Origin of the sequence: Agromyces sp. NPDC057679 (assembly GCF_042799635.1) — a bacterium.
Classification (GTDB): Bacteria; Actinomycetota; Actinomycetes; order Actinomycetales; family Microbacteriaceae; genus Agromyces.
Genome location: NZ_JBHVIK010000002.1, coordinates 1,115,734 through 1,138,203, shown reverse-complemented (window position 1 = coordinate 1,138,203; position 22,470 = coordinate 1,115,734). Strand labels below are relative to the sequence as shown.

14 protein-coding genes are annotated in these 22,470 nt (G+C 73.3%); 5 read left to right on the top strand and 9 right to left on the bottom strand.

The window, feature by feature from the left end:
* Window positions 1-5: 5 nt before the first annotated feature.
* Both ACFVAJ_RS12195 and ACFVAJ_RS12190 read right to left on the bottom strand, forming a co-directional pair.
* Window positions 6-1,811, bottom strand: coding sequence for an ABC transporter ATP-binding protein (locus tag ACFVAJ_RS12195; protein ID WP_376944403.1), 1,806 nt, complete (start codon window positions 1,809-1,811; stop codon window positions 6-8).
* Window positions 1,808-3,592 (bottom strand): ABC transporter ATP-binding protein, encoded by a 1,785-nt coding sequence (locus ACFVAJ_RS12190; protein ID WP_376944643.1) that lies wholly within the window; start codon window positions 3,590-3,592, stop codon window positions 1,808-1,810. The genes ACFVAJ_RS12195 and ACFVAJ_RS12190 overlap by 4 nt, the downstream gene beginning before the upstream one ends.
* A 574-nt stretch (window positions 3,593-4,166) precedes the next feature.
* On the opposite strand from ACFVAJ_RS12190, the gene ACFVAJ_RS12185 reads away from it, so the two are divergent.
* Genes ACFVAJ_RS12185 through ACFVAJ_RS12170 form a run of 4 tightly spaced genes read left to right on the top strand, consistent with a single transcriptional unit; the run spans window position 4,167 to window position 11,705 of the window.
* A complete protein-coding gene (locus ACFVAJ_RS12185; RefSeq protein ID WP_376944402.1) occupies window positions 4,167-7,202 on the top strand; it encodes a hypothetical protein in 3,036 nt (1,011 codons plus the stop codon).
* Window positions 7,199-10,018 (top strand): FtsX-like permease family protein, encoded by a 2,820-nt coding sequence (locus ACFVAJ_RS12180; protein WP_376944401.1) that lies wholly within the window; start codon window positions 7,199-7,201, stop codon window positions 10,016-10,018. Before ACFVAJ_RS12185 ends, ACFVAJ_RS12180 begins: the two co-directional genes overlap by 4 nt.
* Window positions 10,019-10,020: 2 nt before the next feature.
* The gene (locus ACFVAJ_RS12175; RefSeq protein WP_376944400.1) at window positions 10,021-11,037 is read left to right on the top strand and encodes an ABC transporter ATP-binding protein; all 1,017 of its coding nucleotides are present in this window, start codon (window positions 10,021-10,023) and stop codon (window positions 11,035-11,037) included.
* Window positions 11,034-11,705 carry an ABC transporter ATP-binding protein gene (locus ACFVAJ_RS12170; RefSeq protein WP_376944399.1) on the top strand — a complete coding sequence of 224 codons (672 nt, stop codon included), beginning with the start codon at window positions 11,034-11,036 and terminating at the stop codon, window positions 11,703-11,705. Before ACFVAJ_RS12175 ends, ACFVAJ_RS12170 begins: the two co-directional genes overlap by 4 nt.
* Before the next feature lie 22 nt (window positions 11,706-11,727).
* On the opposite strand, the gene ddaH is transcribed toward ACFVAJ_RS12170, so the two are convergent.
* From ddaH to ACFVAJ_RS12135, 7 genes are all read right to left on the bottom strand, one after another.
* Entirely contained in the window at window positions 11,728-13,002 is a 1,275-nt protein-coding gene (gene ddaH / locus ACFVAJ_RS12165; RefSeq protein ID WP_376944398.1) for a dimethylargininase, read from the bottom strand.
* Window positions 13,003-13,212: 210 nt separating this feature from the next.
* Complete coding sequence (locus tag ACFVAJ_RS12160; protein WP_376944397.1) at window positions 13,213-14,304, bottom strand: Glu/Leu/Phe/Val dehydrogenase dimerization domain-containing protein; 1,092 nt, start codon at window positions 14,302-14,304, stop codon at window positions 13,213-13,215.
* A gap of 271 nt (window positions 14,305-14,575) precedes the next feature.
* Window positions 14,576-16,186, bottom strand: coding sequence for a bifunctional phosphoribosylaminoimidazolecarboxamide formyltransferase/IMP cyclohydrolase (gene purH / locus ACFVAJ_RS12155; RefSeq protein WP_376944396.1), 1,611 nt, complete (start codon window positions 16,184-16,186; stop codon window positions 14,576-14,578).
* Window positions 16,183-16,776, bottom strand: coding sequence for a phosphoribosylglycinamide formyltransferase (gene purN / locus ACFVAJ_RS12150; RefSeq protein ID WP_376944395.1), 594 nt, complete (start codon window positions 16,774-16,776; stop codon window positions 16,183-16,185). The genes purH and purN overlap by 4 nt, the downstream gene beginning before the upstream one ends.
* Window positions 16,777-16,831: 55 nt before the next feature.
* Complete coding sequence (locus ACFVAJ_RS12145; protein WP_376944394.1) at window positions 16,832-18,100, bottom strand: DUF6350 family protein; 1,269 nt, start codon at window positions 18,098-18,100, stop codon at window positions 16,832-16,834.
* Between the two features lie 58 nt (window positions 18,101-18,158).
* Window positions 18,159-19,649 (bottom strand): hypothetical protein, encoded by a 1,491-nt coding sequence (locus ACFVAJ_RS12140; RefSeq protein ID WP_376944393.1) that lies wholly within the window; start codon window positions 19,647-19,649, stop codon window positions 18,159-18,161.
* Window positions 19,650-19,700: 51 nt separating this feature from the next.
* Window positions 19,701-20,246 carry a hypothetical protein gene (locus ACFVAJ_RS12135; RefSeq protein ID WP_376944392.1) on the bottom strand — a complete coding sequence of 182 codons (546 nt, stop codon included), beginning with the start codon at window positions 20,244-20,246 and terminating at the stop codon, window positions 19,701-19,703.
* A gap of 370 nt (window positions 20,247-20,616) precedes the next feature.
* Here ACFVAJ_RS12135 and ACFVAJ_RS12130 point away from each other — a divergent pair, with 370 nt between their 5' ends.
* Window positions 20,617-22,446, top strand: coding sequence for a hemagglutinin (locus ACFVAJ_RS12130; protein WP_376944391.1), 1,830 nt, complete (start codon window positions 20,617-20,619; stop codon window positions 22,444-22,446).
* Window positions 22,447-22,470: the final 24 nt, after the last annotated feature.

The following is a 22,470-nucleotide window of genomic DNA, read 5'->3' as shown; positions in this document are numbered from 1 at the left end:
GACGCTCAGACCAGCGAGTCCCGCCAGGCCGCGTGGAGCGCCGCGAAGCGGCCGGTGCCGCCGATGAGCTCGGCCGGGGCGCCGTCCTCGACGATGCGGCCGTGCTCCATGACGAGCACCCGGTCGGCGATCGAGACCGTCGAGAGGCGGTGCGCGATGATGACCGCGGTGCGGTCGGCGAGGAGCTTCGTCAGCCCTTCCTGCACGAGTCGCTCGCTCGGGATGTCGAGCGAGCTCGTCGCCTCGTCGAGGATGAGCACCGCCGGGTTCGCGAGGAACGCGCGCGCGAACGAGATCAGCTGCCGCTGCCCCGCGCTCACGCGGCCGCCGCGCTTGTTCACGTCGGTGTCGTAGCCGTTCGGCAGGCCCTCGATGAACTCGTGCGCGCCGACCGCCTGCGCCGCCCGCACGATCTCGTCGAAGGTCGCGTCGGGCTTGCCGAGCGCGATGTTGTCGGCGACCGAGCCCGAGAACAGGTACGCCTCCTGCGTGACCATGACGATCGCGCGGCGCAGGTCCTTCGGGTGGAGCGCGCTGAGCGCCACGCCGTCGAGCGAGACGACGCCGTCGCTCGGGTCGTAGAAGCGCGCGATGAGCTTCGCGAGCGTCGACTTGCCCGCGCCCGTCGATCCGACGAGAGCGATCGTCTGCCCCGCCGGCACGTCGAGGTCGAAGCGGGGCAGGATGACCCGTCCCTGCGTGTACGCGAACTCGACGCCGTCGAAGGTCACCCGGCCATCCGCATTCCAGAGGTCGACCGGCTTCGCGGGGTCGGGCACGCTCGGCTCCTCCTCGAGCACGCCCGAGATCTTCTCGAGCGCGGACGAGGCCGACTGGTACCCGTTGTAGAACATCGCCAGGTCTTCCATCGGGTCGAAGAACCGCTTGGTGTAGAGCACCGCCGCGAGGAGCACGCCGACCCCGAGCGAGCCGTCGATGACGCGGAAGCCGCCGAGCACGATCGCCACCGCGACCGCCGTGTTGCCGATGAGCGCGAGCCCCGGGTTGAACACGACGAAGAGGCCGAGCACCTTCGCGTTGACGCCGCGGTAGTCCTCGACGAGGCCGCCGAACTCCTGCTCGTTGCGGCGCTCCTTGCGGAACGCCTGCACCGCGCGGATGCCCGTCATCGTCTCGACGAACTGCACGATGAGCTTCGCCGACGCGACCCGCGAGCGCCGGAACAGCGTCTGCGACCGAACCTGGAACCACCGGGTGAGCACGCCGAGCGGGATGAGCGCGACGAGCAGCACGAACCCCGACGGCGCGTCGATGATGAACAGCATGATCGCGGTGAACACCATGTACATGAGCCCGCGGACGAGCAGCGTGAGCCCCTCGTCCATGAGCTCGCGGATCGCGTCGAGGTCGCTCGTCTGCCGCGAGATGATGCGGCCCGAGGTGTACGACTCGTGGAACTCGAGCGAGAGCTTCTGCGTGTGCAGGAACACCCGCGTGCGCAGATCGATCAGCACGGCCTGCGAGACGCGCGCCGACAGCCGGATGTAGACCGCGATGAGGAACGCGCCCACCACGCCGGTGACGAGGTACGCGACGCCGGCGAAGGCGGCGGGCCACCAATTCTGCTCGACGAGCGCCGGGATGCCCTGATCGATGCCGTAGGCGATGATCGCGGGGCCCGCGACCTGCGCAGCCGACGAGACGACGACCGCGGCCGCGGTCAGCCAGAGCCTGCCCGTGAGGGGCTTGAGCAGCGACACCAGCAGACGCCGCGACCGCAGGCGGATGTGACGCGACTCGGCCTTCGAGTACTCGTCGCGCTCTTCACCCTGTACACCGGTGACGCTCATGATGCCGCCTCCTCTCGCATCGGTTCGGATGCTTCGTCCGCATCGCCCACGCCGTGACGACGCTCGTCCTCCTCGAGGCTCGAGATGACGAAGCGGTAGTGCTCGCTCTCGCGGAGCAGTTCGGAATGTGTGCCGACGGCCGTGACCCGGCCGTCTTCGAGGAGCGCCACCCGGTCGGCCATCATGACCGTCGACGGGCGGTGCGCCACGATCAACGCGGTCGTGTCGGCGAGCACCGAGCGCAGTTCGGCCTCGACCTTCGCCTCGGTCGCGACGTCGAGCGCCGAGAGCGGGTCGTCGAGCACGAGCACGGCGGGCTTGGCCGCGACCGCACGGGCGAGCGCGAGCCGCTGCCGCTGCCCGCCCGAGAGGCTCATGCCCTCCTCACCGACCTTCGTATCGACGCCCTCGGGGAGGTCGTAGGCGAAGCCCGCTTGCGCGATGCGCAGCGCCTCGTCGAGCACTCGCTCGGCCTCGGCCTTCACGCCGGGCTCGTCGCCCGCGAGCTCGGGCCGGCCGAGCAGCACGTTCTCGCGCACGGAGGCGCTGAAGAGCGTCGCATCCTCGAACGCCATCGCGATATGGCTGCGCAGCTCTTCGCGGGTGAACGCGCGCACGTCGACGCCGTCGAGCTCGACCGAGCCGCCGGTGACGTCGTAGAGCCGTGTGGTGAGCGCGGTCATGGTCGTCTTGCCCGAGCCGGTGAGGCCGACGAGCGCCATCGTCTCGCCCGGCTCGACGACGAGGTCGACGCCGTCGAGCAGGTCGCCGAAGCGCTCGGGCGAGTCCTGGTAGCGGAAGTGCACGCCCGTGAAGGCGAGCTCGCCGCGCGGCCGCTCGTCGTGCTTCGGCTCGGCGGGGTCGACGATCGTGTTCTCGCTGTCGAGGATGTCGAAGAAGCGGTCGGTCGCCGTACGCGCATCGAGGGCGAACGCGAGCATGAACCCGATCGACTCGATCGGCCACGCGAGCACCGTCGCGGTGGCGAAGAACGCGACGAGCTCGCCCACCGTGAGCTGGCCGTTGGCCGCGAGCCAGATGCCGAGCACGAGGCAGATCGCGAGCGCGACCGTCGGCACGACGATGATCCAGACCCAGATGTTGGCGTCGAGGCGGGCCTTCTCGATCTCGGTCGAGCGCAGCGACTCGGCCCGCGCCCGGAAGCTCGTCAAGGCGTGCTTGCCGCGCCCGAACGCCTTGAGCACGCGGATGCCGTGCACCGACTCCTCGACCGCGGTCGCGAGGTCGCCCTGCTGGTCCTGGCTGAGGCGCGATTGCTCGGAGTAGCGGCCCTCGAACTTCCATCCGGCCCACCAGAGCGGCGTCGTGCACACGAGGAAGATGAGGCCCAGCATCCAGTTCATCGACATGAGGATGCCGACGCCGACCACGATGATCACCAGGTTCGCACCGGTCAGCACGAGGCCGAAGCTCAACCAACGCCGGATGAGGCCGAGGTCGCTCACCGCGCGCGAGAGCAGCTGGCCGCTCGGCCATCGATCGTGGAAGCTCACGGGCAGGTCCTGCAGCTTCGCGTAGAGGGCGTTGCGCATGCGCGCCTCGACCTTGGTGCCCGGTCCGACGACGAGCCAGCGGCGCAGGGCGTAGAGCAGCGACTCGGCGGCGCCGAGTCCGAAGACGAGGAGCGCCAGCGGGATGACGGCGTCGGCCTCGCCGTCGGCGAGCGGGCCGTCGACGATCTGCTGGAGGACCTGCGGGATCGTCAGCGCGATGAGCTGCGCGACGAGCGCCGCGGCCATGCTCGCGCCGAACGCCGGCATCGCGGGCCCTGCGTATTCGCGCAGGCGCCAGAGCGCGCGGAGCGCTCCGAGCTGCTCGTGCGCGGGAGGTTCGGTCGCAGCGGGCTGCTGCGGCTGGACGGTGTCGGACAAAGCCGGATTCCTCTCGGAGGAGTGGCCGATGGGGTCGCGGCGCGACCGGGCTCGGCGTGGAGTGAACGGAGATCATGGACGCGGAACACGCGTCGGGCGCGGCACGGCCGCGCAACGTGCAGGCTGAGCGCCTGCGGGGCTGTCGGGGGCGCTACCCCGCGGACCGCGCGACCGGGGACGTACGGCGGGCAGCGCCATCGACCGCGACCTGGCGGGCGTTGATGTCTGTCTGCATGGTGTCCTCCTGCGTCATCGTCTTCGATACCCTCGGGGCCGCTCGCGTAGGGTTGCGGCGGCCAGCCCTTCAGAATATGGGGTTCGCGCGCTGGCATGCAAGACCGTGATCCGGAGTAGAGTGTGCGAATTCGTCGCCACGCGGGTCCGCGTGCCGCCGCCGCATCGAGGCGACCGCATGCCCGGCCCTGCACCGCCCGCGTGCCGTCCCGATCGATGAGGAGCCCGCGTGGGAACTGCACGGACGGCGTTCGCCCGCGCGAACGCCCGTCTCGGGGTGCTCGCCGGCATCGCGGCCGTGGTGCTGCTGCTCTCGGGGATCGGCACCGCCGCGCTCGACACCCTCGCCGGAGCGGCGACGGGCGGGCTGCGCACCGGCCTCGAGTCCGCCACCGGCGCCGCGGGGGCCGCCCGCTGGCAGATCCGGCTCGCGAACGACGCGGACGCCCAGTCGGAGGCGGCCGCCGCGGTGCTCGACCGCATGCTCGTGCCCCACGGCGCGACCTGGCAGCGGAGCACGCAGGCGCTGCCGACCCCGGCGAGTGCGGGCGGCGAGCCCTTCGAGGCGCTGCTCACGGCCGACTCCGCCGTCGCGGAGCGTGCGAAGCTGCTCGCGGGCGAATGGCCCGACGCCGGCTCGTCCACGCCGGAGGCGAGCGCGGAGGGCGCCCTGCCGACCGCCGCGAACGCGGCGGCCGCGACGGAGCTCGGCCTCGAGCTCGGCTCGGCCGTGACCGTCGACGACGGCCCCGCACTCGTGGTCGTCGGCATCTGGGAGCCGACGGACCCGACCGACCCCGCCTGGTTCGGCGACGCCGTCGTGGCGACCGGGTTCGCCGACGGCGCCGCCGGGCCGTTCCTCGTGGACGAGACGGCGGTCGTGGCGGCCCCCTCGGCGGCGGTCGTGCAGTGGACCGCGGTCGTGGACCCCGCGACGACGACGCCCGACGATGCGGCGGCGCTCCGCGCGACCCTGCCCGACGTCGAACCCGCGCTCCGCAACCAGGACGACCTCGGCTCGAGCGGCCTCGCCGCGTCGGGCGGCCTCCACGACACGCTGAGCCGGCTGCTGGCGGGCCTCGGCGCGGTGCGCGCGCTCACCCCGGTGCCGGTGCTGCTGCTCGCCATCGCTGGCGTCGCCGCGCTCGCCCGCCTCGCCGCGCTCCTCGGTGCGGCGCGCCGCGGCGAGACCCTGCTGCTCAGGGCGCGCGGCGCGTCGGCCACGCGACTCGCCCGCGACACGGTGGTCGAAGTGCTCGCGGTGGGCATCCCCGCCGCGGCCGTCGGCGCGATCTCCGCGACGCTCCTCCTCGGGCTCGTCCCCCCCGGCGAGGCGCGCGACCCCGCGATCGCCTCGCTCGTCGCGACGACGAGCGTCGCGATCGCGGTGCTGCTCGTCGCCGGCCGCGCGTTCGCAGAGGCGCGCCGGCCCGTGCAGCGCGGCTCGGGCGACGACCACGGCCGGATGCCGCGGACCGCGGTCGCGGGCGGCGTGGTGCTCGTCGTGGTCGCCGCCGCGATCTCGCTGTGGCAGTTCCGGCTGTACGGCTCACCGCTCGTGACGAGCGCCTCCGGCGCGGTCGAGGTCGATCCGCTCGCCGTGCTCGCCCCCGTGCTCGTGCTGCTCGCGCTGTCGCTCCTCGCGCTCGGCCTCGCGCGCCCGATCGGGGCGATCTTCGAGCGCCTGGCCGCCGCCCGGCCGGCGCTCGTCCCCGCCCTGCCGATGCGTCAGCTCGCACGGCGCGGCTCCCTGTTCGCCTCGGCCTCGCTCGTCACGATGATCGCGGTCGCCGGGCTCACGCTCGCCGCGGTGTTCGCGGGCGCGTGGCAGACGGTCGACCGACACGCCTCGGCGCTCGCGACCGGCGGCGACGTCCGCGTCTCGTTCCCCGGCCGCGACGTCGTGCGCGGCCCCGACCCGCTGGCGACGGGTGAGCCCTTCGCCGAGGTGCCCGGAATCGTGGCGGACGGTCCGGTCTTCCGCGGCGAGGTCCGGCTCGGCTCCGACGCCGCCACGCTCGTGGCCGCGCCCGCCGGCGGGTTCGCCGCCGTCGCCCCCGGCACCGGGCTCGCCGCGGCGGCCGACGAGCTGGCGCCCTCCGCGGAGGCCGCGGCGGAACCGCTGCCCGAGGGCGCCACGACGCTCGAGATCGAGGTCGGCGTGCGCGCACCCGGCGGCACGCCCGGACGGGTCGGCGTCGGGGTCTGGCTCCTCACTCACGACGGGGCCGCGATGCGGATGCCCGCGGGCTCGGTCGAGATCGCGGCGGGCGGCGGCCTCGCAGAGCTCGAACTCCCGGATGCCACGGGCCTCCGCCTCCTCGGCCTCTCGGCCGAGCTCGTCGGGGCGCCGGGCGCGCAGGGCGTCCAGGTCACCTTCGGCGGGCTGGGGGTCGACGGCGAGGCTCCGTCGCGCGACCTCGCCGGCGCCTTCGAGACCGTCGAGCTCTCCGCGAGCGACCCCGAGGCGCGGGCACCGCTCGCGTCGACCGGCGAGCCGCTGCCGGTCGTGCTCGGCTCCGCGCTCGCGACCCGCATCTCGGCGGACGTCGGCGACGCCGTGGACTTCCGCATCGTGACGGGCGGCGCCGAGATCGACGCCGTCGTCGCCGGCATCGTCCCCGCCGTCCCCACCGCGGGCGGCGACGCGCTCCTCGTCGACCTCGGCGCCCTCGAGCGCGCCGCCTTCGACGCCGACGCCGGGGTGCCGCAATTCGGCGAGCGCTGGCTCGCGTCGATCGACCCCGCGGCGACCGCGGAGTCGATCGATCGCGGACAGCGGACCGCGGCCACCACGACGACCCGGGCCGACGCCTCGTCGGCCGAGCTCATCACTCCGGCGATCGCGACGTTCTGGCTCGGCGCCGCCGGCGCCCTGCTCTTCGCCCTCATCGCGCTGATGGCGCTCGCGAGCGCCCTCGCCGGCAGCCGTTTCGGCGAGATCGTCGTGCTGCGCGTGGTCGGCGTCGGCCCTCGCGTTCAGGCCCGCGCGCGATTCGCCGAACTCGCCGCGACCGTGCTCGCTGCGATCGCGATGGGTGCCGTCATCGGCGGCGCGACCGCGTGGTTGACCGCTCGCGAGCTCGCTCGCGCGACGGTCGCCGACGCCCCCGCCGCGCTCGGGGCGACGCTCGGGTTCGAGCTCTGGCCCTGGCTCGCCGGGCTCGCGTCGTTCGCGCTGCTCGCCGCGCTCGTCGCCGCGTCGGCAGCACGCGCGGTGCGGAGGACGGCGAGCCGGCCCGGCCTCAGGGAGGAGGAGCGATGAGCGCACGGCACCACTCGGCGCTGACGCCGGTCGGCCTCTTCCGCCGGCAGTTCTTCGCCGCCCCGTTCGCCTCGGTCATGCTCGCAGTGCTCGTGGCGGCGGGCGCCCTCCTCGCCACCGCGCTCCCCCGCGCCGTCGCGGCGATGCACACCGCCGCGCTGGCCGAGCACCTCGCCGAGTTCCCGGCTCGAGAGCTCGACGTCCTGTCGGCGAACCGCTCGGCGCTCCCCGAGCTCGGACCCTCGAGCCATGGGACGACGCTCGCCGACGACGTCGACGCGGTGTGGGGCGGGCAGGAGGAGCGCCTCCTCGCGATCCGCGACCAGATGCCGGACGAGCTGGCGCGCGTGACCGACGAGCCCCTGCAGGCGGTCATCGCCGGCCCCAACTCGGCGAAGCCCGACGGGGCGGGCCCCGGATCCACCGACTACGTGCTCTACGCGGGCTTCGACCCGCGCCTCGACGAGCACATCGAACTGACCGCGGGCGCCTGGCCGACCGCGCTCGACGCGCCAGCGCCGCCCGAACCGCCCGAGAGCGATCCCGGTGCACCGGCCGTCTCCGAGGAGCCGTCCGGGCCCACCCCGAGCGCGAAGCCGCTCGAGTTCGTCGCCTCCGAGCCGTTCGCCCGAGAGATGCACTGGGAGATCGGGCAGGAGCGCAGCATCCCGCTCGGTGCCGACGCCCAGCGCGTCGAACTCGTCGGCACCTTCGCCGCGAAGGATCCCGACGACGGCTTCTGGACCCATTGGCCGGTGCCGCTCGAACCCTCGGTCGCGTTCACGGCCGACGGCACCCTGCGCATCACCGGGCTCGGCTTCGCGCACCCGAACTCCTGGGCGGCGCTCGAACGCTCGCAGCTGCCGACCACCCTCGAGATGTGGTTCCCAGTGGCCGACGACCGTATCCGAGCCGACCGCTCCGCCGAACTCCGCGGCGACCTCGACGAGTTCACGAGCGTCGGGTACCCGGTCGGTTCCGGCCAGTGGGACTACTACTTCCAGACGATCGGCGTCGTCGGATTCTCCAGCGGGCTCGGCGACGCCCTGGAGACGGCCGCGTCGGCGGCCGGGGCGAGCGACACGGTGCTCGCGACCGTCGCCTCCGGGCCCATCGGGGTGATGATCGCGGTGCTCGTGCTCGGTGCGCGCGTCGTCTTCGAGCGGCGCAGGCAGGGGCTCGAGCTGGCGGCGGCCCGTGGCGCGTCGACCGGTCAACTCCGTGGCATCCTCGCCGTCGAGGGCGCCGTCATCGGCGTGCCGGCGGCCGCCCTCGGCGCCGTGCTCGGCACGCTCCTGGTGCCCGCCGACGGCGGCTCGGCGGGGCTCGTGATCGCCGCGCTCTTCGCGGCGACGCCGGCGCTGCTCCTCGTGAGCTCGGCGCCTGCGCTGAGCCCGCTCCGACGCGCCCGCGCCGATTTCGCGACGCGCGGGGGCGGGCGGCTCCGGTGGATCCTCGAGGCCCTCGTCGCGGTCGTCGCCGCGGTCGCCGTGGTGCTGCTCCTCCGACGCGGCCTCGCGACCTCGGCGGGCGAGGTCGGCGTCGATCCGCTGCTCGCGGCGGTCCCGCTCCTCCTCGCCGTGGTGACGTGCCTCGTCGTGCTGCGCCTCTACCCCCTGCCGCTCGCCGCGATCGTGCGAGCCGCAGAGCGCGGCCGGGGGCTCGTGGCGTTCCTCGGTTCGGCGCGCGCGCTCCGCGACCCCTCCGCGGGCGTCGTGCCCGTGCTCACCGTGGTCGTCGGCGTCTCGATCGCGATGTTCTCCGCGGTGCTGCTCGGCACCGTGCAAGCCGGCGTCGACGACGCCGCCGACGCCCGCGTCGGAGCCGATGCCGCGGTGGCGGGCGTTCCGTTCACGCTCGAGCAGCAGGAGGCGTTCGCCGAGGTCCCGGGCGTCGAGGCGATCGCCCCGGTGTACGCGACGGACTCGATCCAGGTCGGCATCGACGGGCGCCTGCGCACGACGACGCTGATCGTCGTCGACGCCGAGGAGATGCGCGCCGTGCAGGCCGGCCGCTCCGGGGCGACGCCGCTGCCCGAGGGGCTCTCGCAGACCGGCGCCGACGCCGTGCCGATCGTCATCTCGAAGGTCATCGCCGATTCGATCGAGGGCGCCGAGGAGGTCGAACTCGATCGCAATCCCTTGGAGACCCTCGGCGTCGTCGACGGGCGCACCGCCTTCTGGCCGCGCACGAGCTGGGTGCTCATGGACCGCGCCAACGCCGACGGTTACGTCGGAACCTTCGTGCCCGACCGCGTGCTCGTGCGTTTCGAGCCCGGAGCCGATGCCGCAACCGTGACCGCCGAGCTCGCGGAGATCGCCGGCGAGGGCGCCACGGTGACCACGCCGACGATGCTGCGCGACGAGCTCGCCTCGACCTCGGTGACGCAGGGCCTCGTGGTCTCGCTCGTCGGCGCGATCGTGCTCTCGAGCCTGCTCACGGCGCTCGCGATCGTGCTCACGCTCGTGGTCGGGCGCCCCGCCCGCGAACGGCTCCTGCCATTGCTCACGACGCTCGGGCTGCGTCGTCGCGGGGAGCGCGCGCTCGTCGCGTGGGAGGTCGGCCCGGTCGTGACCGTGGCGCTCGTCGCCGGGGCGCTGCTCGGGGTGGCGCTGCCGTTCGTGGTGCTCCAGGGCATCGACCTCCGCGCCTTCACGGGTGCGGACCAGCAGCCCGGGGTCGTGTTCGACCCGTGGCTGATCGGCGCGGTGCTCGCGGGCTCGGTGCTCGTCACCGGCCTCGCCGTGCTGCTGGCCTCCCGCGTCGGCGGCGAGGCGAGCGCGGCGCGCGCCATGCGCAAGGAAGAGGAGGGCTGACCATGCCGATCGACCAGGAACCGCACATCCTGTGCACCGACCTCGTGCGCATCTTCACCGCCGACGGGGTCGAGGTGCAGGCGCTCCAGGGCCTCAACCTGCGGGTCGACTCGGGCGAGATGGTCGCGGTGGTCGGCGCCTCGGGCTCGGGCAAGTCGACGCTGCTGACGATCCTCTCGGGGCTCGACACCGCCACGGCCGGTGTCGCCAGGGTCGCCGGCCACGACCTGCTCACGATGGGCTCGCGCGAGCGCGTCGCCTACCGCAGGCGCACCGTCGGATTCGTCTGGCAGCAGACCTCCCGCAACCTGCTGCCGTACCTCACCGCGGCCGAGAACGTCGCGCTCGCCATGAACGTCGCCCGCACGCGCCGCGGCGCCGAGCGCACCCGCCGCGTCGACGAACTGCTCGAACTGCTCGAGGTCGGCGACGAGCGCGACCGGCGCCCCGCCGAGCTCTCGGGCGGCCAGCAGCAGCGGGTGGCGATCGCCGTCGCGCTCGCGAACGACCCCCTCGTGCTGCTCGCCGACGAGCCGACGGGCGAGCTCGACGAGGCCATGTCCGCCGCGGTGCTCGAGGCGATGCGCAGCGTCAACGAGGAGCTCGGCGTGACGACCCTCATCGTCACGCACGACCCGGCCGTGTCGGGCCACGTCCGGCGCACCGTGCAGATCCGCGACGGCCGCACCTCGACCGAGGTGCTGCGCTCGACGCGCGTCGACGAGCACGGCGAGGAGCAGCACGTCGCCGAGGAGTTCGCCGTGCTCGACCGCGTCGGGCGCCTCCAGCTGCCGCAGGACTTCATGCACAGCCTCGAGCTGCGGGACCGCGTGCGTCTCGCGCTCGAGACCGATCACGTCGGCGTCTGGCCGGGGCACGAACGACGGCCGGATGCCTCGCAGCCCGCGCCGTCCGCGACCCCCGCTCCCGCCGCGGGCGACGAACCCGAGGCGCCCCCGCGGCGGGCACGGCACGCGGCCGGGCCCGAGGCATCCGATCGAACCGAGGAGGAGCGATGAGCGCGCTGCGCGCAGATTCCGTCAGCCGGGTCTTCGAAGGACGCGGCGGTGCCGTGCATGCAGTCGACGGGGTGTCGCTCGAGGTGCACCCCGGCGAGCTCGTCGTGGTCACCGGCCGTTCGGGCGCCGGCAAGACGACGCTGCTGAACCTCCTCGGCGGCCTCGACCGCCCCACCTCGGGCACGGTGCGGCTCGGCGACGACGACCTGTCGACGCTCGGCGAGGAGGCACTCGCCGCCGTGCGCCGCGACCGGGTCGGGTACGTGTTCCAGTCGTTCGGGCTCATCCCCGTGCTGTCGGCGGCCGAGAACGTCGAGGTCCCGCTGCGGCTCCAGCGCACGCCCCCTGCCGAGCGCGCCGCGCGCGTCGCGGAGGCGCTCGAACTCGTGGGGCTCGGCGGCCACTCGGCCCAGCGGCCGTACGAGCTGTCCGGCGGTCAGCAGCAGCGCGTCGGCATCGCCCGCGCGCTGGCGGCGCGTCCGCAGCTGCTCCTCGCCGACGAGCCCACCGGGCAGCTCGACAGCGGCACGGCGACGACCGTGATGGACCTCATCGGCGACCTCGTGCACGCGCAGGGCGTCGCCGCCGTCGTGACCACCCACGACGCGGCGCTCGTCAGCCGCGCCGATCGCGTGATCGAACTCCACGACGGCCGCGCGGTCGGCTGACCGCTCGGCCGACGGCGACGGCTCAGCGCACCCGCACCGACAGGCAGGTCACGCAGCCCTCGAGCTTCTCGAATTCGCTGATGTCGACGGTCACCACCCGGTAGCCGAGCCCCGCGAGCATCGTCGCGGTCCGCGGCGCCGCCGCCGACATGAGCAGCGAGGTGGCCGACAGCGCGACGACGGCGACGCCCTCGGGCTCGGGCACGGGCAGGAACCGCGGGAACAGCCCGGTCTCGTCGAGGAGGGCCGGGTCGCCGATGACGGTGCCGTCGGGCAGCGCGGTCGCCGCGCTCTTCAGGTGCAGCGCCTTCGACATCGGCACGCCGACGACGGTGTAGCCGTGCGGCGCGAGGAGCTCGCGGAGCTGGCGGATGCCCTCGGCGTTGGTCCGCGAGGAGGCCCCCACGTAGACGACGTCGCCGACCTTCAGCACGTCGCCGCCATCGAGGGTGCCGGGCGCCTCGATGCGCGCGACGCTCAGCCTCGAGATGGAACGGACCGCGCGCTCCACGGCCTCGACCTCGGCGCGGCGCGACTCGGCGCCGGGCAGCGTGAGCACCGCGAGGTCGTCGAACATGACGACCGTGTCCTCGACGAACACCGAATCCGCCAGCTCGGGAGCGGCGTCGACCTCGACGGTCTCCCACCCCTCGGCGACGAGCGCGGCGCAGTAGTTGTCCCACTGCTCGTCGGCGCGCGCCTGGTCGACGGGGCGGCGTTCGACGTGGGTGAGCTCGGCCTCGTCGAGGTTCGAGGCGGGGATGCGCACGAGGGCGATCCGACGGGGTTCCCGCACCGGTGCGTAGCTGAGGACGCCGTGCACGATGCGCGGCGCGAGGAGGACCTGGCCGAGCACGACGGCGAGCACGAAGATCAGGTTGAGGCTCACGAGGGAGCCGACGACGAAGAGGAACGCCTGCGGCCCGAACGGCGAACGCGCGGTGAGCGCGACCATGATCGTCGTCGCGATGAGGGCGGCGAGACAGGCTGAGGTGAACCCCGTGATCAGGGCGAGGAACCACGCACGGGTCGCCCCGAGCGCGTTCGCGATCGAGAGCAGCCCCCACGCGAAGAACGCGGCGAGGGCGAAGTGCCCGAAGACCTGGGCGAAGACGGTCGGAGACTGCCCGTTGCCGATGAAGAAGGCGAGCACCGCGACGCTCATGGCGATGATCGCGACGACCGCCGCTGAGACGAGGGCCGCCGCCGCCCGGCGTCCGCGGGTCGTGGCCGGCGTGAAGCGAGCCGCGGAGCGGGATGCGGGCAGGGGGGAAGCCGGCGGAACGGGGGAGGTCATGGCACGAGCCTACTGGCCGGTCGGATGCCTCGGCGTCCGCGCTCCCCGCGCCGTCGCGCCGCACCGTCGCCCATGCGTCGCCGCGATTCTCCGCGCCCGGCATGCGTCACCGTGCGCGGTGAACACTCCCCCGGGCCGCCGGGCGAGACGTCGAGGGGAACTCGACGCGTCGCCCGGCGGAGGCGGGATGCGGCGGCGGGAGCCGCGGGCTCAGCGACCCGCGTCGAGGCGGGCGCGGGCGAGCCGCTCGGCGGCATCGAGCGTGGTCGAACCGGTCGCGACCGCGTCCTGCAGGACGGCGGCGACCACGTCGCCGATGCCCGCGATGCGCGCGTCGAGCGCAGCCTGGTCGGCACCGGGCTGGCCGGCGACGTCGAGGTAGATCACGCCGCCGGCGTTGACGACGAAGTCGGGCGCCCAGACGATGCCGCGGTCGCGCAGGAGGCCGGCGACCTCGCGCGAGGCGAGCTGGTTGTTCGCGGCGCCGACGACGGCGCGCACCTGCAGCTCGTCGACGACGGCGGGCGTCAGCACGCCGCCGAGCCCGCACGGCACGAACACGTCCGCCTCGACGCGGTGCGCCTCGGCCGGGTCGACCCAGGCGGCGCCGAGCTCGTCGGCGAGCGCGCGCTTGTGCTCCGCGACATCCGTCACGGTGAGGCGGGCGCCCGCGGCGGCGAGGCTGCGCGCGAGGCGACCGCCCACCTGCCCGAGACCCGAGATGACGAAGTGGCGGCCGGCGGCGTCGTTCGAGCCGAACACGTGGCCGAGCGTCGCGAGGATCGAGGCGTGGACGCCCGCGGCGGTCGCGTCGGCGGGCTCGCCGACGCCGCCCTGCTCGGGCGGCAGGCCGCAGACGTGCTCGGTGCGCTCGTGCACGACGGCCATCAGCTCGGCGCTCGTGCCGACGTCCTCAGCGGTCATGTAGGCGCCGCCGAGCGACTCGACGGCGTCGCCGAGGTCGAGCATCGCGTCGCGGCGCTGCGCCTCGTCGAGGACGACGCCGGCCGGGACCGCGACGACCGACTTGCCGCCGCCGCGCAGGAGGCCGGCTGCGGCGTTCTTCATGGTCATGGCCTGCGACAGGCGCAGGGCGTCGGCGAGGCCGTCGGTCCAGTGGCCGTAGTTCCAGACGCGGGCACCGCCGAGCGCCTGGCCGAGGCGCGTGGAGTGCACCGCGACGATGACGGTGAGTCCGGAGCGGGGACCGCGGGTGATGAGCACCCGTTCATGGTCGGGGGCGTCGCTCGGCAGGGTGGCGCTGACCTCGGCGGGTACCGCCGGGGCGTGGGTGATCGACATCGATCGTTCTCCTCGAATCATCCGCTTCGTGGGCGGAACCTCGCCCGCGCGGGGTGTGCGCAGGGTCGATCCAAGGGTACCGCCGCTCGGCATGCCGCGGCTCGCATACGGCTCGCCGTGACCTCCGGCTCGCATCACGCCCGCCGTCACCGCAGCTCGGGAGGAGTTCGCACGATCGGGAGGATCATCCGCGCGATCCGGTCCTCCCGATCGCGCGATCTCCTCCCGACCGAACAGGCGGGCCGGCCGGCCGGCCCCGTGGAAGCGCGGCCTAGTGGAAGAAGTGCCGCTCGCCCGTGAAGTACATCGTGACGCCGGCCGCCGCGGCCGCGGCGACGACCTCCTCGTCGCGCACCGAGCCGCCGGGCTGCACGACGGCCTTCACGCCCGCGTCGAGCAGGATCTGCAGTCCGTCGGCGAAGGGGAAGAACGCGTCGGATGCCGCGACCGAGCCCGCGGCCCGGTCGCCGGCCCGCTCGACCGCGAGCTTGCACGAGTCGACGCGGTTGACCTGGCCCATGCCGACGCCCACCGAGGCGCCGCCCGAGGCGAGCAGGATCGCGTTCGACTTGACCGCGCGGCAGGCCCGCCACGCGAACTCGAGGTCGGCGAGGGTCTCGGCGTCGACCGCTTCGCCCGCGGCGAGCGTCCACTCGGCGGCGGGCGCGAAGTGCCGGTCGGCCTGCTGCAGCAGCACGCCGCCCGAGATCTGCTTGAGCTCGACCGCGGTCGGCACGAAGCCCTCGGGCAGGGTGAGCAGGCGGATGTTCTTCTTCTGCGTGAGGATCTCGACCGCCTCGGCCTCGAACGCCGGCGCCACGAGCACCTCGGTGAAGATGCCGGCGACGGTCTCGGCCATCTCGCGGGTGACGATGCGGTTCGCCGCGATCACGCCGCCGAACGCCGAGACCGGGTCGCACTCGTGCGCGCGGCGGTGGGCGTCGGCGATCGGGTCGGCGGCGCCGTCCGCGGCGACGGCGATGCCGCACGGGTTGGCGTGCTTGATGATCGCCACGGCGGGCTCGTCGAAGTCGAAGGCGGCCCGCACCGCGGCATCCGCGTCGACGTAGTTGTTGTAGCTCATCTCCTTGCCGTGCAGCTGCACGGCCTGGGCGATGCCCGGCCGCCCGCCCTGCGAGGAGTAGATCGCCGCCTGCTGGTGCGAGTTCTCGCCGTAGCGGAGATCGGCGTCCTTCGTCCAGGTGCCGCCGACCCACGCGGGGAACGGTGAGACCTCGGCCGGCTGGTCGGGCGCGACGACGCTGCCGATCCACGAGGCGACCGCCACGTCGTACGACGCGGTGTGCCGGAACGCCTCGCGCGCGAGCTCGCGGCGCTGCGCGAGCGTCGTGCCGCCGGCGGCGAGCGCGGCGACCACCTCGGTGTAGCGCTCGGGCGAGACCACGACGGCGACATTCGCGTGGTTCTTCGCGGAGGCGCGCACCATCGCCGGCCCGCCGATGTCGATCTGCTCGACGACGGCGTCGGGCGCGGCGCCCGAAGCGGCCGTCTCGACGAACGGGTAGAGGTTCACGACGACGAGCTCGTACGGCGCGATGCCGAGTCCGGCGAGCTCCTGCTCGTGCGACTCGAGGCGCAGGTCGGCGAGGAGGCCCGAGTGCACGGCCGGGTGGAGCGTGCGCACGCGCCCGTCGAGGTGCTCGGGGTAACCCGTGACCTCGGCGATCTGCGTGACGGGCAGGCCCGCGTCGGCGATCGCCTTCGAGGTGCCGCCGGTCGAGACGATCTCGACGCCGGACTCGACGAGCGCGCTCGCGAGCTCGACGAGGCCGCGCTTGTCGCTCACGGCGATGAGCGCCCGGCGCACGGGCACCAGGTCGCGCTCGCGGTACAGGCTGGGGTCGATGGCGTGGCCGCTCATGATCGTGCGAGGTCCTTCAGGTCGAGGTGCGAATTGGCGATGTCGAGCACGGCCTGGATGAGCAGGCGCCGCTCGACGGGCTTGATGCGGTCGTGGAGGCTCGACTCGGTGTCGCCCGGCAGCACCGGGATGCGCTCCTGCGCGATGATCGGGCCGCCGTCGACGGAGTTGTCGACGACGATGAGGCTCGCCCCGGTCTGGGCGACGCCGGCGGCGAGCGCGTCGCGCACGCCGTGCGCGCCGGGGAACTCGGGGAGGTACGCGGGGTGCGTGTTGATGAGCTGCGGGGAGAAGGCGTCGACGACGGCGGGCGGAACGAGCCGCATGAGCCCCGAGAGCACGACGAGGTCGGGCTCCCAGCGGCGCACCTCCTCGATCAGGGCGTCACCCCAGGCGTCGCGGTCGGGGTACGCGGTGAAGGGCACCGTGAAGGTCGGCACGCCGTACTCCTCGCCGAGCACGAGACCGGATGCCTCGCGGTCGGCGCCGATCGCGACGACGCGCGCCGGGAACTCGGCGTCTTCGGCGGCTTCGAGCAGGGCCCGGAGGTTCGAGCCTCCGCCGGAGATGAGGACGACGAGCTTCAGCACCCCTCGAGCCTACCGGCCGCCGGAGGCCGCCACGACGGCCCCGTCGACCCGGGGACTACCGGGCTGCGTACTCGTGAGCGGGCTGCCGGAGGCGCATCCACGCCGCCACGCCGCCCGCGATCGCGCCGACGCCCACCGTCGCGGCCGCGACGAGCGCGACGGCCCACGGGTCGGGACCGACGACGGCGAGGCGTCCGGGACCGGCCGCACCGCCCGACCACCAGGCGAGCAGTCCCATCACGATGCCCGCGACGACGCCTGCTGCGGCGCCCACGGCGACCGGGTACCACCACGGCTCCGACCCGACGTCGCCCCTGGCCTCGGTGCTCGCCACGCTCGCGCCGTCCCGCCCGAGCACGAACCACGCCCCGGCGAAGCCGAGCACCACCGGGACGAGGAGCCAGAGCACGCCGAGCATGGGGGCGTCGCCGGGCAGCGCACCGAGCAGCGGAACGCCGGGGATCGGCCCGAGCACGGTGCCGCCCGGTGCGACGGTCGTGCCCGCGCCGATCGCGAACCCGGGCCCGAGGAGCCAGGCCGCCGCCCAGATCACGAAGTTCGGGATGAACGCGAGCTCGACGACGGTGAGCAGGATGCCTCCGTCGACCCCCGCGCCGAGCGACTGGCTGAGCCCCGCGATCGTCGCGTAGTCGACCGCGATGAGCGCGGCCACGAGGACCGCGGCGACGCCGAGCACGCCGAAGGCGGCGGCGCCGCCGATGCGCGCCGCTCGACGCACGGCGTCGACGCCGGCGGGCGGCAGCTCGTCGAGCCGATCGCGCACCCAGCCGCCCGCGAGGTCGCCCAGATTGGCCTCGCGGAGCGTCTCGAGCACCGCGCCGATGACGACGCCGATCGCCATCACGAAGGCGGGCAGCGCGATCGCCTGCCAGAGCGAGGCGCTCGCCGCTTCGCTGGCGGCGGCGAGGCCGAGCACGGCGCCGACGAGCGCGTAGACCACGATCGCCGAGACCGACCCGGTGATCGAGTGACCGGCAGCGGCCGAGCGGCGACCGATGCGGCGACCGACGGCGACGGAGGCGAGCGCGAAGCCGAGCAGCGCGATGGTGATCGGGAACGGATCACCGGCCCCGGGCAGCGCCATGCGTTCCGCGGTGACCGGGTCGAGCTGGAGCACGAGGTCGACCCCGTGGCCGAGCAGCCAGAGGTCGGCGGCGGCGCGGAAGAACGCGGCCGCGTCGACCGCCAGGCCGAAGTGCACCGCCCAGACGACGAGCAGCGGCACGAGGACGACGCCGAGACCGATGAGCGCCGAGACGGCGGCTTCGAGGGCGGCCAGCAGGGCGATCGTCGTACGTCTCATGACCTCGCCGAGCCTAGCGGACGCCGACGCCGAACCCGCCCGCCACGGCGGCGCGACGTCAGCTCGGTCCGGATCGGCCGCCGGTGGGGACCTCGGCGTCGTCGACGGCCTCGGCGTCGGTGCCGGCCTCGCCGTCGGCTGCGGCCTCCGTCGCGGGCTCCGTCGCGGGCGCCGCGGCATCCGCCTCGTTCGGTTCGCCGACCGCCTCCTCGGGTTCGTCGACGGGGCGGCGGAGCACCTCGAGGATGAGGAGCACGAGCAGCGCGAGCAGCACGGTCGTCACGACCGAGGCCGTCGTCACCGGCCGGTTGAGCAGGATGACCGCGGCGGCGATCAGCGCGATCGCCCCGGCGATGAGCCCGTGGGAGCGATCGAGCCAATGGCCGAACGACCCGGTCGAGAGCCCGTGCTTGTCGCCCGCGCGCCGGAGCGCCGCGAAGCCGCTGCCGGCGAAGCCCCGCAGCGAGCGAGCCGGCGCCCAGGGGCCGGCGACCCACGCGATCAGTGCGGCGAACAGGGCGAGCACGAGCAGTGCCACGGTCGTCGAGCGCATCAGCTCGGTGAGCTGCGCGTAGATCACCTCGGCGGCATCGCCCGGGATGATGCTCGGGCTGAGCGTCGCGACGAAGACGACCTTGCCGATCTCGAAGCCCGCCGCGAGCAGGGCCATCACGAGGGCGAAGCCGCCGGCCGTCCAGACGAAGGCCGTCGAGCGGCGCTTCGCGACGAGGACGCCGGCGACGAGGAAGGCGAGCGCGACCCACGGCAGCCACGTGCCGATGCCGACCGCGATCGCGTACAGCGTCGACACCAGCACGAAAGCGTCGCCCTGCGCGACGACGATGCTCTGCTCGACGACCGGGATCGCGTCGGCGAACCCGACGCCGCGCTCCGAGAGGCGCTCCTTCACGGCTTCGATGATCGGGCCGATCTGCACCGACAGCGTTCCGTCGCCGCCGATCTCGAGCATCGCGTCGGGGTCGCCCTGCATGGCGGCGACGAACTGGGTATGGGTGGTCTGCAGCGCCGTGCGCCAGATGTCGGCGAATGCGTCGGAGGCCACGAGCCGGTCCACCACGTCGGCGACGAGCGACTGGAGCCCCTGCGTGGCCGGAGCCTCGAGGAGGCCGAGCGCGGCCTCGGCGCGGGGCGGAAGGTCGAGGGCGCGGAGGCCGTCGAAGAGATCGGCGGTCAGCTGCGGGATGTCGACCTGCCGTTCGATGGCCGCCGTCACCTGGTCGGAGACGTACTCCTGCACCTCGGGGTCCTCGGCGAGCGGAGCGAAGGTCGCCACGAACCGGTCGGTGTCGACGAGTTCGAGGCGGGCCCACCCCGCGACGACGGCGACGGGAGCGAGCAGGAGCCCGATCACGACGAGGACGACGGCAGCCACGGTTCGGCCACGACCACGCCCGCGACGCTTCTCGGCGGTGACCGGGGCCGCCTGCGCGCCGGACACCTCGGTCGTCTCGACGCTGCGCAGGCGCGCGTTCTCGGCCTCGAGTTCGGCCACCCGGGCTTCGAGTTCGGCACTGGTCATCTTCGGCATATGTCCCCCCTCAGCATGACGATAGCGCTTGGGGGGCACCCCGGGCACAACTCAGTGGATGAATGCCTTCAACACGATCATGACGAGGCCGAAGGCCGCCGTGGTGACGGCGCCGAGCAGCTGCTTGTGCAAGGGTGCGCCCCGACGCCGGTAGGCGACGAATCCGAGCACGGCGAGCACGAGCACGCCGGCCCAGAGCGCCAGCCAGATGGTCAGGGCGTCGGGCACCACGCGCAGGGCGCCGAGCAGGAGGATCAGCGACGGCAGCAGCGCCGAGGCGAGCAGACCGAGCGAGTGGTTCAGCGCCGCGTCGAACGCCTGGCGCAGCGGCATCACGTGGTCGATGGCGAGTCCGTGCCTCGAGACCGTGCCCGCGTAGACGTGCGCGGCCCAGAACACGACGACGGTGATCGCCACGATCCAGAAGACCTCCCACGAGCTCGAGCCGTGGGTTCCGGCCACCACGATCATGCCCGACACCAGCACGACGCCGTACACGGACTCCTCGGTCACGAAGGCCGTTCGGACGAGGTGGTCGCGCACCTGCGCGGCACGACGGTCGCGCTCGCGCGCGGCATCCGGTTCTTCGACGCTCATGCCGACACTCTCTCACGATGAGGACGGATGACCCCCGTTCTGGGTCATGAGAATCACTCACGTACTCTGTTGCACGGCTTCCCACCGGAGTAGCGTGCGAGGTGAAACCTGAGACTCCCCCGGGTTCGATGCATTCCGCCGCCGCCTCACCCACGGCGGCGGGAGACGACCGTCACCCGCACGCCCTGCCACGCCCGCGCACAGCCGCCCCGACCATCGCCTCGCGGGACCGTCCGGTCCGCCCGGGCCGGACGACGTTGCACACCGGGAGGCGACGATGCCGCTCACAACCCCAACCCGCTCGTCCGGACCCACGTCACGGACACGACGGGTGCTCGCCGCAGCGGCGGCGAGCTGTCTCGCTGTCACGATGATCCTGATCGCCGGTCCCGCGCTGGCAGGATCCGTCCCGCCGTTCGACATCGACGGTTCGGTGCCCGACAGCGGCATCAACCAGATCGACGACCCGTTCGGGAACGTGAAGGAACTCGGACCGCTCAACTCGAGCACCACGAAGATCGGCGTCATCAACCGGGACGCGCCGCCCACACTGGGTGAGACGAACCCGAACGCCCAGGTCGACCTGCGCCGAGCCTGGCTCGACACCGATCAGGACGCCGACGGCGACGACTGGCTGTACTTCGCGTGGGAGCGCGACAAGAACACCGGCAGCGGCTTCATCGCGTACGAGTTCATGCAGAACAAGGCGCCCGTGGCCTGCGCCTACGAGACGGCGACGCCTGCGCAGTTGATCGCCGACTGCAACCCGTGGGCGAACCGCACGGCCGGCGACTTCATGATCCTCTGGGATCAGCAGGGCGGAAGCCTCGACCTGTTCCTCCGCGTCTGGAGCGGCACCGCGCCGAACCTGACCCTCGGCCCGGCCCTGGAGCTCGACAGCTCCAACTCGGCGGCGCAGTACAGCGCCGACGGGTTCTTCGGTGAGGCCGCCGTCAACCTGACGGACACCATCTTCGGCGGGTCGACGGACTGCCTCTCGTTCGCCAACACCATCCCGAGCACGGTGACCGGCAACTCCGACACCGCGGACTACAAGGACACGATCCTCGCCACGACCCCGCCCATCAGCAACTGCACGTCGACCACGGTGACCACGCCGAAGGACGGCGGCGGGGCTGACATCCCGTCCGGTGGGCTCTCGATCGGCACCGGCGTCGTCGCGGTGAAGGACTCGGCCGTGGTCGACATCGAAGGAGGCGACGCCGTTCCTGCGGGCTCGGTCGCGTTCTCCCTGTGCAAGGTGGACGCACCGGACCTGTGCGACAGCGGCGGCACGAGCGTCGGATCGACGAGCCTGACGGGAGCGGACTACCCGGTGACCGTCGTGTCCCCGACCGCCTACGTCACCTCCGTCGGTCGGTACTGCTGGCGTGCGGAGTTCAGCGGCGACGCAGCCAACGGCATCCCCGGCTCGAGCGACTCGACCGAGACGGAGTGCTTCACGGTGATCCCGAAGACCCCGACGCTGGCGACCACCGCGGGCGATGACGTCCTGCTCGGCAACGCGGTGACGGACTCGGCGACCCTGACCGGGACGGCCACCCAACCGGCGAACCCGGTCATCAACCTGACCGGCACCGGGGGCGCCGCGGCCGCGGGCACGATCACCTTCAAGCTGTACGGGCCGGGTGACTGCACCACCCTGGCGTACACCTCGTCGGCGGTGACGGTGAACGGGAACGGCACCTACAACTCGCCGGCCCCGCAGTTCGTGCCCACCGCGCCGGGCACCTACCACTGGGTCGCCGTGTACAGCGGAAGCCCGCCGAACACCAACGGCACCACGCACAACAGCGGATGCACCGACACCAACGAGGACGTCGTGGTGAACACCGTGCCGTCGACGCTCTCGAGCGCGCAGCGGTGGGTGCCGAACGACTCGGTGACGGTGTCGGCCCCGGCCGGCAGCGGCGCTCTGGCGGGCAACGTCGATTTCGAGTTGTTCGCCAATGCGACGTGCACCGGTTCGGCCATCTTCACGCAGCTGAACGTCAGCGTGTCGGGCACCTCGCCGCAGACGGTGTCGACGAGCAACACCACTGCGCAGACGGTGGGCGGGTCGTTCTCGTGGCGAGTCAACTACGACAGCACGAACCCGGCACAGCGGGACATCGGCGCCAGCTGCCACGAGACCTCGGTCCTGAGCATCACGAACGGGGGCAGCATCAGCAGCGACTGAGATGAGCACTGAACCGTGAATTGA

Excerpts from the sequence above, each read along its gene's own strand:
- ACFVAJ_RS12195 (WP_376944403.1), bottom strand. The coding sequence starts at position 1,811 with ATGAGCGTCACCGGTGTACAGGGTGAAGAGCGCGACGAGTACTCGAAG.
- ACFVAJ_RS12190 (WP_376944643.1), bottom strand. The coding sequence starts at position 3,592 with ATGCCGGCGTTCGGCGCGAGCATGGCCGCGGCGCTCGTCGCGCAGCTC.
- ACFVAJ_RS12180 (WP_376944401.1), top strand. The coding sequence starts at position 7,199 with ATGAGCGCACGGCACCACTCGGCGCTGACGCCGGTCGGCCTCTTCCGC.
- ACFVAJ_RS12175 (WP_376944400.1), top strand. The coding sequence starts at position 10,021 with ATGCCGATCGACCAGGAACCGCACATCCTGTGCACCGACCTCGTGCGC.
- ACFVAJ_RS12170 (WP_376944399.1), top strand. The coding sequence starts at position 11,034 with ATGAGCGCGCTGCGCGCAGATTCCGTCAGCCGGGTCTTCGAAGGACGC.
- ddaH (WP_376944398.1), bottom strand. The coding sequence starts at position 13,002 with ATGACCTCCCCCGTTCCGCCGGCTTCCCCCCTGCCCGCATCCCGCTCC.
- ACFVAJ_RS12160 (WP_376944397.1), bottom strand. The coding sequence starts at position 14,304 with ATGTCGATCACCCACGCCCCGGCGGTACCCGCCGAGGTCAGCGCCACC.
- purH (WP_376944396.1), bottom strand. The coding sequence starts at position 16,186 with ATGAGCGGCCACGCCATCGACCCCAGCCTGTACCGCGAGCGCGACCTG.
- ACFVAJ_RS12145 (WP_376944394.1), bottom strand. The coding sequence starts at position 18,100 with ATGAGACGTACGACGATCGCCCTGCTGGCCGCCCTCGAAGCCGCCGTC.
- ACFVAJ_RS12140 (WP_376944393.1), bottom strand. The coding sequence starts at position 19,649 with ATGCCGAAGATGACCAGTGCCGAACTCGAAGCCCGGGTGGCCGAACTC.
- ACFVAJ_RS12135 (WP_376944392.1), bottom strand. The coding sequence starts at position 20,246 with ATGAGCGTCGAAGAACCGGATGCCGCGCGCGAGCGCGACCGTCGTGCC.
- ACFVAJ_RS12130 (WP_376944391.1), top strand. The coding sequence starts at position 20,617 with ATGATCCTGATCGCCGGTCCCGCGCTGGCAGGATCCGTCCCGCCGTTC.